At 60.4% G+C, this 12,487-nt stretch carries 13 protein-coding genes; 4 read left to right on the top strand and 9 right to left on the bottom strand.

Features of this window, described 5'->3' with window-relative positions; genetic code table 11:
- Positions 1 to 3 precede the first annotated feature (3 nt).
- Positions 4 to 243, bottom strand: a complete 240-nt coding sequence (locus tag ODQ19_RS05670) for a sulfurtransferase TusA family protein (protein WP_330209531.1) — start codon at positions 241 to 243, stop codon at positions 4 to 6.
- Between the two features lie 95 nt (positions 244 to 338).
- Between ODQ19_RS05670 and ODQ19_RS05665 the strand changes: the two genes are divergently transcribed.
- Positions 339 to 1,772 (top strand): M48 family metalloprotease, encoded by a 1,434-nt coding sequence (locus tag ODQ19_RS05665; RefSeq protein WP_003189458.1) that lies wholly within the window; start codon positions 339 to 341, stop codon positions 1,770 to 1,772.
- A 68-nt stretch (positions 1,773 to 1,840) separates the two neighbouring features.
- Here ODQ19_RS05665 and ODQ19_RS05660 read toward each other — a convergent pair whose 3' ends face one another.
- From ODQ19_RS05660 to rpoE, 4 genes are all read right to left on the bottom strand, one after another.
- A complete protein-coding gene (locus tag ODQ19_RS05660; protein WP_014717365.1) occupies positions 1,841 to 3,277 on the bottom strand; it encodes a DegQ family serine endoprotease in 1,437 nt (478 codons plus the stop codon).
- 234 nt (positions 3,278 to 3,511) lie between these two features.
- The gene (locus ODQ19_RS05655) at positions 3,512 to 4,471 is read right to left on the bottom strand and encodes a MucB/RseB C-terminal domain-containing protein (RefSeq protein WP_330209530.1); all 960 of its coding nucleotides are present in this window, start codon (positions 4,469 to 4,471) and stop codon (positions 3,512 to 3,514) included.
- A 16-nt stretch (positions 4,472 to 4,487) separates the two neighbouring features.
- Positions 4,488 to 5,075: a sigma-E factor negative regulatory protein gene (locus ODQ19_RS05650; protein ID WP_116666876.1), complete on the bottom strand. Its 588-nt coding sequence runs from the start codon at positions 5,073 to 5,075 to the stop codon at positions 4,488 to 4,490.
- A 32-nt stretch (positions 5,076 to 5,107) separates the two neighbouring features.
- Positions 5,108 to 5,689 carry an RNA polymerase sigma factor RpoE gene (rpoE, locus tag ODQ19_RS05645; protein WP_003172477.1) on the bottom strand — a complete coding sequence of 194 codons (582 nt, stop codon included), beginning with the start codon at positions 5,687 to 5,689 and terminating at the stop codon, positions 5,108 to 5,110.
- Positions 5,690 to 6,149: 460 nt separating this feature from the next.
- Here rpoE and nadB point away from each other — a divergent pair, with 460 nt between their 5' ends.
- Positions 6,150 to 7,766, top strand: coding sequence for an L-aspartate oxidase (gene nadB, locus ODQ19_RS05640; protein WP_054897610.1), 1,617 nt, complete (start codon positions 6,150 to 6,152; stop codon positions 7,764 to 7,766).
- Here the strand turns inward: nadB and ODQ19_RS05635 are convergent.
- Both ODQ19_RS05635 and ODQ19_RS05630 read right to left on the bottom strand, forming a co-directional pair.
- On the bottom strand, positions 7,735 to 8,181 hold the full coding sequence (locus ODQ19_RS05635) for a protein YgfX (RefSeq protein ID WP_330209529.1): 447 nt from the start codon (positions 8,179 to 8,181) through the stop codon (positions 7,735 to 7,737). The two genes, nadB and ODQ19_RS05635, sit on opposite strands and share 32 nt — an antisense overlap.
- A complete protein-coding gene (locus tag ODQ19_RS05630) occupies positions 8,165 to 8,419 on the bottom strand; it encodes an FAD assembly factor SdhE (RefSeq protein ID WP_014717362.1) in 255 nt (84 codons plus the stop codon). Before ODQ19_RS05630 ends, ODQ19_RS05635 begins: the two co-directional genes overlap by 17 nt.
- A 140-nt stretch (positions 8,420 to 8,559) precedes the next feature.
- On the opposite strand from ODQ19_RS05630, the gene ygfZ reads away from it, so the two are divergent.
- A complete protein-coding gene (gene ygfZ, locus ODQ19_RS05625) occupies positions 8,560 to 9,501 on the top strand; it encodes a CAF17-like 4Fe-4S cluster assembly/insertion protein YgfZ (protein WP_116666879.1) in 942 nt (313 codons plus the stop codon).
- A gap of 36 nt (positions 9,502 to 9,537) precedes the next feature.
- Complete coding sequence (locus ODQ19_RS05620; RefSeq protein ID WP_330209528.1) at positions 9,538 to 10,359, top strand: HDOD domain-containing protein; 822 nt, start codon at positions 9,538 to 9,540, stop codon at positions 10,357 to 10,359.
- On the opposite strand, the gene ODQ19_RS05615 is transcribed toward ODQ19_RS05620, so the two are convergent.
- Both ODQ19_RS05615 and ODQ19_RS05610 read right to left on the bottom strand, forming a co-directional pair.
- A complete protein-coding gene (locus ODQ19_RS05615; protein WP_098952465.1) occupies positions 10,360 to 11,745 on the bottom strand; it encodes a sensor histidine kinase in 1,386 nt (461 codons plus the stop codon).
- Entirely contained in the window at positions 11,738 to 12,409 is a 672-nt protein-coding gene (locus tag ODQ19_RS05610; RefSeq protein WP_116666881.1) for a response regulator, read from the bottom strand. Before ODQ19_RS05610 ends, ODQ19_RS05615 begins: the two co-directional genes overlap by 8 nt.
- Positions 12,410 to 12,487: the final 78 nt, after the last annotated feature.

The raw sequence follows: 12,487 nt of genomic DNA, 5'->3' as shown, positions 1-12,487 counted from the left end.
CTTTCAGGCCTTGCGCAACCAATAACGGTACACACCCTCGGCGGCATCTTCATGCTCCAGGGTGTGGCCGGCCAGCTTGGCAAAAGTGCGAAAATCACGCTGGGAGCCGGCGTCGGTGGCAGTCACCTTGAGCACGGCACCGCTGGCCATTTTATTGAGCGCAAGCTTGGCCTTGAGCAACGGCAAAGGGCAGTTCAGACCGCTGGCGTCGAGTTCGGCGTCACAGGCTACAGCGTCGGTCATGGTGTTACTCCAGGCAAACATTCGGGCTGCTTAGAATATCTGGTCCCAAGCTCAGTGTCCGGCTACAGTAAGCTCTTTGTCGAAAGGCTTTGTGCATGACTTTTTTGCGCCCTACCCTGCTGACGCTGGCCTGCCTGCTGGCCTCCCCGGCCTTCGCTGACGACCTGCCGTCACTTGGTGATGCCAGTTCTGCCATTGTCTCGCCGCAACAGGAATACCAACTGGGCCGCGCCTGGCTGGCCTACCTGCGCGGCCAGGTTTCGCAACTCAACGACCCGCAACTCAAGGATTACGTTGAAACCAGCGTGTACAAGCTGGTGGAGACCAGCCAGGTCAATGACCGGCGCCTGGAATTCATCCTGATCAACAGCCCACAGCTCAACGCTTTTGCGGCTCCGGGTGGGATCGTCGGGGTCAACGGCGGGCTGTTTCTCAATGCACAGACCGAAGGTGAATACGCGTCGGTACTGGCCCACGAACTGGCGCACTTGTCCCAGCGTCACTTCGCCCGAGGCGTGGAAGCGCAATCACGCATGCAACTGCCGATGATGGCCGCCCTGCTTGGGGGCATTATCGCCGCCGCTGCGGGTGCCGGTGATGCCGGTATCGCCGCGATTGCCGGCTCACAAGCCGCCGCGATCCAGGAACAGCGCCGCTTCTCGCGCCAGAACGAGCAAGAGGCCGACCGCATCGGCATTCTCAATCTGGAGAAAGCGGGCTACGACCCGCGCTCCATGCCCACCATGTTCGAAAGGCTGATGCGCCAATACCGCTTCGACGCCAAGCCGCCGGAATTCCTGCTGACTCACCCGGTAACCGAATCGCGTATCGCCGACACCCGCAACCGTGCCGAACAAGCCAAACCTGGCGGCAAGGAAGACAGCCTGCGCTATCAATTGATTCGCGCACGGGTGCAGCTCAAGTACGAAGACACACCAGGTCTGGCCGCCAAGCGCTTCCAGGCGCAGCTGGATGAAAACCCTAAAAATGACGTAGCGCGTTATGGCCTGGCCATCGCCCAGATCAAGGGTACTCAACTCAAGGAAGCGCGGGAAAGCCTGGCGCCGCTGCTGGCCAAGGCGCCCAACGACATCACCTACAACCTGGCCCAAATCGAACTGGACATCACCAGCAACCGCATGCCGGATGCGCAGCAACGTACCGACCGCATGCTCACCCAGTACCCCAGCAACTATCCACTGAACCAGGTGCGGGTAGACCTGTTGCTTAAACAGAACCGTACCGCCGATGCAGAAAAGGCGCTGGATGGGCTGCTCAAGTCGCGCCCGGACGATCCGGACGTGTGGTATCAGGTTGCTGAAACCCGCGGTTTGTCCGGCAACATTATCGGCCTGCATCAGGCTCGCGCCGAATATTTCGCATTGGTGGGGGATTTCCAGCAAGCCATCCAGCAGTTGGACTTTGCCAAGCGGCGTGCTGGCAATAACTTCCCGCTGTCCTCGCGCATCGACGCCCGTCAGCGTGAACTGATCGAACAGGAGCGCCTGGTGAAAGGCATGATGAGCTGAACCCGCCGCCCACAAAAAAGCCCCGCTGCCGTTAACCGGCAGCGGGGCTTTTTTATAGGTCTAACGGATTACTCAGCCAGCTTGAAGGTGATGAAGCTGGCACGGCCTTGACGCAGGACGCGCATCGACACCGAGCGATTCTTCGGCAACGCCTTGGCGATGTCGGCGAACTCTTTGGTGGTATCGATTGCCTGGTTGTTCAAGTGGGTGATCACGTCACCCGGTTGCAGGCCGATCAAGGCGGCTGGGCCGTCCTGAACTTCCTTGATCACTACACCGCTTTGCAGGTCGAAGGTTTTCTTCTGCTCGGCGGTCAGCTCAACCACGGCGATACCCAGGCGGTTACTGCTGCGCTCGGCACCTGGCTTGGCGTTGCCCAAGGCATCCAGGGTGGCGCCTTCTTCCGGAATTGCCCCAACGGTCAGTTCGACGTTCTGGCGCTTGCCGTCACGAATCACTTCCAGCTTGGCTTTGCCGCCAGCCTTGAGCGCGCCGACCAAATGAGGCAAGTCTGCCGACATGATGATCGGCTGGCCGTTCATGCTCAGGATGACGTCACCGACTTTCAGGCCGCCTTTGGCCGCAGGGCCATTGTCCTGAATCTGCGCAACCAGGGCACCGGCCGGTTTGTCGAGACCGAAGGACTCAGCCAGGTCCTTGTTCACTTCCTGGATGACCACGCCCAACCAGCCGCGGCTGACCTTGCCGCCGCTTTTGAGCTGATTGGAGACGTCCATGGCCACATCGATCGGGATCGCGAAGGACACGCCCATGAAGCCACCAGAGCGGGTGTAGATCTGCGAGTTGATCCCCACCACTTCGCCGGCCAGGTTGAACAACGGGCCACCGGAGTTACCCGGGTTGATCGGCACGTCGGTCTGGATGAACGGTACGTAGTTTTCGTTTGGCAGGCTGCGCCCGATGGCACTGACGATGCCTTGGGTAACGGTGTGGTCAAAGCCGAACGGTGAACCGATCGCGACCACCCACTGGCCGGCTTTCAGGTCCTGGGACTTGCCCAGCTTAAGCACTGGCAAGTCCTTGCCATCGATTTTGAGCAGGGCCACGTCGGAACGTGGATCGGTGCCAATCAGCTTGGCCTTGAGTTCACTGCGGTCGGCCAGGCGCACGAGAATCTCGTCGGCATCGGCAATCACATGGTTGTTGGTGAGGATGTAGCCGTCAGGCGAAATGATGAAGCCGGAGCCCAGGGACTGGGCTTCGCGCTGGCCACCGCCGCCACGGGGAGAGCGAGGTTGGGGCATGCCGCGTTCGAAGAACTCGCGCAACATGGGCGGCAAGCCTTCCAGGTCGGGCATCTGCTGGTTCGAGACTTTGCGGTCCGGCAGCTTCTGCGTGGTACTGATGTTCACCACGGCAGGCGAGGCCTGCTCCACCAGTTGGGTGAAGTCAGGCAGCTCGACCGCTTGCGCAGGTAAGGCCTGGCCCAGCACCAGCACTGTGGCGACTATGGATAAATAAGACTTCAAACGTGGTATCGACATACAGCTCCCGTTACGACGAGCAGGGTTAAGCGACAGGGTTCAATAAACGCCGGATACTGCGACCGGCATTTTTGTTCCGCGAACAAACAAGGCCAGAGCCATCAAACCCTGACCTATAAAAAACATGGGAAGTTTTTGCAAGTGAAAATGCTGATCCAGAGATTTCATACGCCCAGCACCCAACGAAATTCGGGCCCAGATTGAAAGAACAGGATGAACATAAGATTAACAATCTCAGGGCTTGGCAGCGGCCTTTTCACCACGTACCGACAACGCGATACGTTCAGCTGTACCGAGGGGAATTTCGCCCACCACCGTGACCATCATTTCGCCATCCACCGTATTCAAACGCCGCGATACTGCCACGGTTGGCCCCAACTGAGCGCGGGTTTCATTCACGTCAACGCCATTGGCTGAATCAAGGAACACCGAAAAACGTGCGAGCCCATCGTCATACATCAAACTGTCGACGGTAGATTTCGTTTGGGGATCTTTGCGCGTAGCGCTGCTGATCTGTTGGAAACCAGGCGGTAGCCAGTCCAGATGCCACCTTTGCGTGGCAGATAGGCCAGGTGCTTTAGCGGCGGACATTGTTACCGGCGAACAGTCGCTGCTGGGCTGCAAGTCATGGTCAGAAGGAGTGGCCGAAGTATCAAGGCGGGTGAACTGAAAACGCTCCAGCAACTGCCCCTGGTCATTTAGCAGCAAGGACTTGAGCGGCAGCGCAGTTTCACGGTCCAGATGTAACTCAAACCCATAACGGTAGGGGTCACGCGGGCTGATCGACACAATCACCGCATTACGACCGGCCACGCGGGATTTGCCAATGACGGCCAGATCATAGAATGAGGTGAGTTTTTTCGGATCAAGAATACGCGAGGGCGCCTCAGGCGAATGACCGAGACCGGCAACCAACGTGCCACTGACGCATTGTGCCCGACCATCAACCCTGACCGCTTCCTGGGCGGAGCCGTCAAGTTGCAACAAGCGTTCACGGACATGGCCATCCTGGACGCGGTGCCAGATGTCATGGGTGGAAAAGCTGCCGTTACGTTCGTAGACAAACGTACCTTCAAAGCTTTGCTGCTGCTCTGCACGCCCAAGTCGAGTCAGCCAGTCTTGGGCTTCATCGGCATGGGCGGATAGTGCAAACCAACTACTGAGCAAAAGCGCAAGGAGCGGTATGGCGCGCATAGGGCTCCTTAGCGAATCAGCGGTTTTCCTGGCTTGCTGCGCGAGCGTACGGCAGAGCGCTTTCAGCGCCTTTGGCGGCCGATTCCTGTGCATGTTGACGCAGGTAGCCTGGAAGGCGCTGATCTTGCCAGCCGGATTGCCCCTGAAGTACACCATTGGCCATCGGGCCGGTGGTATCAGTGCTTTCCTTGTATCCAGCCAGCACGGCCGGGCCTTTGACTTGCGGACCGGCCATGACCGGTTGCTGAGTCTGCTGGGCCAGTTCGTTGCCTGCGATCTCATCCTGGTTGTACAGGCGAACGCCTGCCAACACAGCAACGGTCACCGAGGCGGCCACTGCCAGACGACCCAGGCTACGCCATGGACCACGCGAGGCTTTTGCCGGAACGGCTTCATCAGCCAGTGCAGCAGAAACGGCCGCAGCAATATCCAGACGAGGGATTAGGAGATCCTTGTGCATCACCGCCCGAGCGACTTGGTAACGAGACCAGGTATCACGGGTTTCGGCGTCATCAAATGCGTTGAGCACTCGACGAAGTTCCAGTTCATCCGCTTCGTTATCCATCACTGCGGACAGCGATTCCTGCAGGGCATCACGACTCATGGCGGTTCCTCTCTTGGCTGTCGCCGCTGTCTTTAGTTTTCCTGCAACAACGGTTGCAAGGCTTTGTCGATGGCTTCCCGGGCCCGGAAAATCCGTGACCTCACAGTCCCCACCGGACATTGCATGACGCTCGCAATGTCTTCGTAACTCAGACCATCGAATTCACGTAAAGTTAACGCCGTACGCAAATCTTCTGGCAGTTGCTGAATTGTGCGATGGACGGTGCCCTCGATCTCGTCGCGCAGCAACGCACGCTCCGGCGACTCGAGATCTTTGAGGCCGTGATCACCATCGTAGAATTCTGCATCTTCTGAACTGACATCACTGTCTGGTGGGCGGCGACCGCGTGACACCAGATAGTTTTTCGCCGTGTTAATGGCGATGCGGTATAGCCACGTGTAAAACGCACTGTCACCGCGGAAATTTCCAAGTGCACGGTAAGCCTTGATAAAAGCTTCCTGTGCAACGTCCTGCGCTTCATGGGTGTCGTGCACAAACCGCACGATCAACCCGAGAATTTTGTGCTGGTATTTCAGCACTAGCAGATCAAATGCTCGCTTATCACCGCGCTGTACGCGCTCGACCAGCTGCTGATCCTCTTCCTGGGTTAGCATGAACACTCCTCGTTGTACTTGAAGGAGGCTTGCATAACTAAACGATCAGGCTTGCAAACATAGACTCGGGCTTTTCGCAAAAGTTCTCCCCCTTCAAGCAAGTTTCCGGCATGCACTGATTTGGCACACACGAAAAACGCAGCACGGTCGGTGCCGGCTGCGCGAATAATCTTGTCGCCGGTTTCGTGACGCGTCCAATGCTCCCGACGGGCCAATAAACTCAACGTTTTCCCAGCTTTCGGGCAACCTGCTATTGAGTCGGGGCCTATGCAAAAAGTTCCCGTCCCGCCAACCGGCCGTTTCCCAAAGCTGCGCAGCATAATCTCACAATGCCACGAAGGCGTGGCTATTGTGCCGCTCCACCCCTCTATATACTAGTGGCCCGTGTGACCCTTTGATTCGCCGATCCAGGCGTCCTGTTTGCGCCCCCCTTTGGATCGCTTTTTGCGGAATCCGTCAAATGAGCCAACAGTTTCAACACGATGTCCTCGTAATCGGCAGCGGCGCCGCCGGCTTGAGCCTGGCCCTGACCCTGCCCAGCCATTTGCGTATAGCGGTTTTGAGCAAAGGCGACCTGGCCAACGGCTCGACCTTCTGGGCCCAGGGCGGCGTGGCTGCGGTGCTGGACGACACCGACACCGTGCAATCCCACGTCGAAGACACCCTTAACGCCGGCGGTGGCCTGTGCAACGAAGACGCCGTGCGCTTCACCGTCGAGCACAGCCGGGAAGCCATCCAATGGTTGATCGACCAAGGTGTGCCCTTCACCCGCGATGAACATGCCGGCAGCGACGACGGTGGCTTTGAGTTCCACCTGACCCGCGAAGGCGGCCACAGCCATCGCCGAATCATTCACGCAGCCGATGCCACCGGGGCCGCGATTTTCAAGACCCTGCTCGACCAGGCCCGCCAACGCCCCAACATCCAATTGTTGGAGCAGCGCGTCGCCGTCGACCTGATCACCGAAAAACGCCTGGGCCTGCCGGGCGAACGCTGCCTCGGCGCCTACGTACTCAACCGCACCAGCGGTGAAGTCGATACCTATGGCGCACGCTTCACCATTCTCGCCTCGGGCGGCGCCGCCAAGGTCTACCTCTATACCAGCAACCCCGACGGTGCTTGCGGCGACGGCATTGCGATGGCCTGGCGCTCGGGCTGCCGGGTCGCCAACCTGGAGTTCAACCAATTCCACCCCACGTGCCTGTATCACCCGCAGGCCAAGAGCTTCCTGATCACCGAAGCCCTGCGCGGCGAAGGTGCGCATTTGAAGCTGCCCAATGGCGAACGCTTCATGCAGCGCTTCGACCCACGCGCCGAGCTGGCACCACGCGATATCGTCGCCCGCGCCATCGACCACGAAATGAAGCGCCTGGGTATCGACTGCGTGTACCTGGACATCAGCCACAAGCCCGAAGCCTTCATCAAGACCCACTTTCCGACCGTCTACGAACGCTGCCTGACCTTCAATATCGATATCACCAAGGGCCCGATCCCCGTGGTGCCGGCCGCGCACTACACCTGCGGGGGCGTAATGGTCGACCAGCATGGCCGCACCGACGTGCCGGGCCTGTACGCTATTGGCGAAACCAGCTTCACCGGCCTGCACGGCGCCAACCGCATGGCCAGCAATTCACTGCTCGAATGCTTCGTGTATGCGCGTTCGGCGGCAGCGGACATTCTTGAGCAACTGCCGCGCATCCCGGTACCGGCCGCCCTGCCCCGCTGGGACGCGAGCCAGGTCACCGATTCGGACGAAGACGTGATCATCGCCCACAACTGGGACGAGCTGCGGCGCTTCATGTGGGACTATGTGGGCATCGTGCGCACCAACAAGCGCCTGCAACGGGCGCAACATCGGGTGCGCTTGCTGCTGGATGAGATCGATGAGTTCTACAGCAACTATAAGGTCAGCCGAGACCTGATCGAATTGCGCAACCTGGCCCAAGTGGCCGAGCTGATGATCCGGTCGGCCATGGAGCGCAAGGAAAGCCGCGGCCTGCATTACACCCTCGACTACCCACAGATGCTGCCCGAAGCCCGAGACACTATCCTGGTGCCAACCACCTACGGCGGCTGAACTTCAGACGCACCCGCAGGCGCCGGTGCACATCGGCGGCCTGCGCATCCTTTGGCACGCAGATGGACCGCACTCGCCATTCACCCTGTACCCGGTAACGCAATACCACGATCAGCGGCAACGCCAGGCTGTCGGGCCGCAGTTGCACAGGGTGCCATCCGCGTGCGGCGCTCCATAACTGCCAGCCATCGTCGTCACGGCGCAGGCCCCGAATCGATGAACGGTGAGAGAGCAGGATTTGCCGCGGTAATACCCAGGCACAATGAGCCAGGCATAGCAGGATGCCCAGGCTTGAGTAAGGCAGGTTTAGAACCAGCAGGCTGCCCAGCGCGATCAGCTGGGCAAGCACATAGGCCGCCAGCAACAGCCGCGAGGCCTGCCAGCGGCATTCGAAACGGTTACTTGGGCTGGACACGATCCAGGATCATCCGAACCATGCGCTGCAGCTCCGGGTCTTCGGATTCGGCGCGCTCCATGAACCAGCCAAACATGTCCTGGTCTTCGCAAGTCAGCAACCTGACGTAGAGGTCGCGGTCCACCTGATTGAGCGTCGCGTACACCTCTTTGGTGAAAGGCACCAGCAACACATCCAGCTCCAGCATGCCGCGACGGCTGTGCCAGTAGAGGCGATTGATTTCTACATCTTCGACCATGGAGCCCTCCTAAAATAGAGCGCAAGTATACAGCCCAGACGACACTGGAACAGTCGGCTTTGGTCGCCCTATATGGAAACTATGCATTTGCCGGACGCCCCTCTATGATGCACCCATGACTTTTTGACCTGCGATGACCCATGGCTGACTCCGCTTTTTTCTGCTCCCTGTCCCACGAAGGCGTTCTCGCCGTCCGCGGCTCTGATGCTGCCAAGTTCCTGCAGGGCCAACTGACCTGCAACCTCAATTACCTGAGTGAAACCCAGGCCAGCCTGGGCGCGCGCTGCACGCAAAAAGGCCGGATGCAGTCGAGCTTCCGTATCCTGCTGCAGGGTGATGGCGTACTCCTGGCCATGGCCACCGAGTTGCTTGAACCGCAGCTGGCGGATTTGAAAAAGTACGCGGTGTTCTCCAAATCCAAGCTCACCGACGAAAGCGCTGCCTGGGCGCGCTTCGGCCTGGCGAACGCAGATGCGGCCCTGAGCGCCCTGGGCCTCGCGCTGCCTGTCGAGACCGATAGCGTGGCGCGCAACGAAGCATTGATTGCCGTCCGCGTTTCCCCGGGCCGTGCCGAACTCTGGGTACCTGCCGAACACGCCGACGCTGTACGCAGCCAATTGGCCGCGCAGTTGCAACAAGCTGAATTGAATGCCTGGCTGCTTGGCCAGATCCGTGCCGGTATCGGCCAGGTGATGCCCCAGACGCGCGAGCTGTTCATCCCGCAGATGCTCAACCTGCAGGCCGTGGGTGGCGTCAGTTTCAAGAAAGGCTGCTACACCGGCCAGGAAATCGTCGCGCGCATGCAGTACTTGGGCAAACTCAAGCGGCGTCTGTATCGCCTGAACCTGGAGGCCGCTGAACTCCCCGATCCAGGCACGCCGCTGTTTTCCCCCAGCCATAACAGCGCAATCGGCGAGGTGGTCATCGCGGCAAAAGCTGACCAGTCGATTGAACTTCTCGCTGTGCTGCAAGCCGAAGCTGCCGACAGTGGCGACGTGCGCTTGGGCACCTTGGAGGGCCCGGGCTTGCACCTGCTTGACCTGCCCTACCAACTGGACCGTGATCGCGAGATCCAGCGTTAATCGCCGTACTTTTTTGCAACACCCTAGAGAGCATGAATGAACGAGCTGGCGGAAAAAGTCCAACAAGCGTTGGTAACGGCCATCGACAACGATGACCTGGTTCTGCCGACATTGCCGGAGGTGGCCCTGAAAATTCGCCAGGCCGCCGAAGACCCGGACATCAGCATCAGCCACCTGAGCAAAGTGATCAGTCGTGACACGGCCCTGTCGGCGCGCCTGATCAAAGTGGTCAACAGCCCATTGTTACGGGCCAGCCAGGAAGTCACCGACCTGCACACCGCCATCACCCGGCTCGGTACCAACTACAGCAGCAACCTGGCCATCGGCCTGGTGATGGAGCAGATCTTTCACGCCCGCTCCGGGGTGGTCGAACAAAAAATGCGCGACGTGTGGCGCCGCAGCCTGGAGGTGGCGGGTGTGAGCTACGCCTTGTGCCGTCGCCACAGCCAGCTCAAGCCAGACCAGGCGGCCCTGGGTGGCCTGGTGCATCAGATCGGCGTGCTGCCGATCCTCACGTATGCCGAGGACCACTATGAGTTGCTGGCCGACCCCGTCAGCCTCAACCATGTCATCGACAGCATCCACCCGTTACTGGGGGACAAGCTGCTGCGGGTCTGGGACTTCCCTGAGATGCTGGTGAACGTGCCAGGCCAATACCTGGACCTGACACGCGACTCTGCACGCCTGGACTACGTCGACCTGGTGCAGGTCGCCGCGCTGTACTGCCATCGCGGCACCGACCACCCCCTGGGAACCGTGCCCATTGCCACGTTGCCGGCCCTCATGAAGTTACGCATAGACCTGCACAGCGACGCCCTGCGCAGCGAACTGGACGAAGCGCGCTCGATGTTTTACTGATCAACCCGCGATAAAACTCACGCGCACCTTAAGCCCCGCCAGCTCGCCATCATGCAGGCTGATCTGCGCCAGGTGCGCACGGCAAATCTCCCCGACAATCGCCAGCCCCAAGCCCGACCCCATACCCTGCTGGCTGCGTCGATAAAAGCGCTCGAATACCCGGTCCCGCTCATCCAGCGGAATACCGGGGCCGTCATCCTCGACCTCCAGCACCGCCGGGGCCGTCACTCGCAGAATCACATTGCCGCCGGGCGGGGTATGGGCCAAGGCGTTATCCACCAGGTTGCTCAGCAGCTCATTCAACAGCGTCGGTTCGCCGCGCAGCCATACCGGCTCGTCGGCCTCCAGCGCCAGGGCCACACCCCGCGCGTGGGCCAGCGGCGCCATGGCCATACCGAGCTCACGGGCCAATTGGCTTAAATCGAGCAGTTGCGCACCGCCTTCGGCAATGGCGCGGGCACCGTTTTCGATGCGGGCCAGGGACAACAATTGATTGGCCAGGTGCGTCAGGCGGTCGGTGCCCTGGGCGGCCGTTTCCAGGGTGCTGCGCCAGGTGGCCGGTTCTTCGGCACGCAGGCCCAGTTCCAGCCTGGCCTTGAGTGCCGCCAGGGGTGTGCGCAGCTCGTGGGCAGCGTCGGCAATAAACTGCGCCTGGCGCTCGAACTGCCCGCGCAGACGTTCGGTGAAATGGTTAAGCGAGCGCACCAGTGGGCCAAACTCATCCTGAACTTCCACCAATGGCAGGGGCCGCAGGTCATCCGGCTGGCGCTCTTCCACCGCCGTACGCAGGCGTTCCAGCGGGCGCAGTGCGGCGCTCACCGCAAACCACACCAGCAATAACGCACCGATAGCGAGCATGCCCAGGCGCAGCAGGGTGTCGGCCATCAGGCTGCGGGCCATAGCCACCCGCGCTTCGTCGGTCTCCGCGACACGAACTTCGGCCATGCCATTCATGTTCGGCTCCGAGACGGCCTTGAGCAGGCTCACCACGCGTACATGCTGGCCCAGGTACATGGCGTTGTAGAACCGCGCCAAGGCTGGATAATCGTCGGTGCGGGGCGTGCCGGGCGGCGGGCCGGGCAGGTTTTCGTAACCGGAAATCAGTTTCTGATCAATATCATTGACCTGGTAATAAATGCGCCCGGCACTGTCGTAGGCAAAGGTGTCCAGGGCCACATAGGGCACATTGGCGCTGAGGGTGCCGTCCACTTGGGTCAAGCCGGCGGCAATGGTGCGCGCCGACGCCAGCAGCGTGCGGTCATAGGCGGTGTCGGCGGCTTCGCGACCGTTCCAATAGGCGCTCATGCCGCTGGCGAGCATCAACAACACCAGCAACAGCGCCAGGTTGCACAGTAAGCGCCAGCGCAGACTGCTGGGCTTATGCATCACGGGCTTCCAGCAAATAGCCAAGGCCGCGGAAGGTGACGATTGCGATGGGCTGGCCATCGAGTTTTTTGCGCAGGCGATGCACGTAGATTTCGATGGCGTCGGGGCTGGCCTCCTCGTCCAGGCCGAATACCTGGGAAGCCAATTGCTCCTTACTCATCACGCGGCCCGGCCGGGCGATCAAGGCTTCGAGCACCGCTTGTTCTCGGGAGGTCAAGGTCATCAGTTCGCCTGCGACCGTGAAGCGCCGGGTGTCGAGGTCGTACACCAGCACACCGCAGGTCTGCTGGCGCTCGCCGCCCAACACGCTGCGCCGCAACAGTGCCTTGACCCGTGCTTCAAGCTCCGTGAGTTCGAACGGTTTGGCCAGGTAGTCATCGGCGCCCAGGTTCAGGCCATGCACGCGGTCTTTTACATCACTGCGAGCAGTCAGCATCAGCACCGGCAGGTTTTTTCCACGTGCCCGCAAACGCGCGAGCACCTCGAAACCATCCAGGCGCGGCAACCCCACGTCCAGGATCGCCACGGCGTATTCCTCGCTGCTCAAGGCCAGGTCCGCCGCCACGCCGTCATGCAACACATCAACGGTCAAACCCATGCTCTTGAGCGCTTGGGCCACACTTTCGGCGAGCTGCAGATGGTCTTCAACCAGGAGGACACGCATGGATTCTACCTCGTTCAGGGGTGGTCGACGCCACGCTTTGCCCGGCAGTTTACAGCCGCAACCTGGCCTGTGAAGCCC

The organism is Pseudomonas sp. AM4(2022) (genome assembly GCF_036346515.1).
GTDB classification, from domain to species: Bacteria; Pseudomonadota; Gammaproteobacteria; order Pseudomonadales; family Pseudomonadaceae; genus Aquipseudomonas; species Aquipseudomonas paracarnis.
This window is presented reverse-complemented; position numbering and strand designations above follow the sequence as displayed.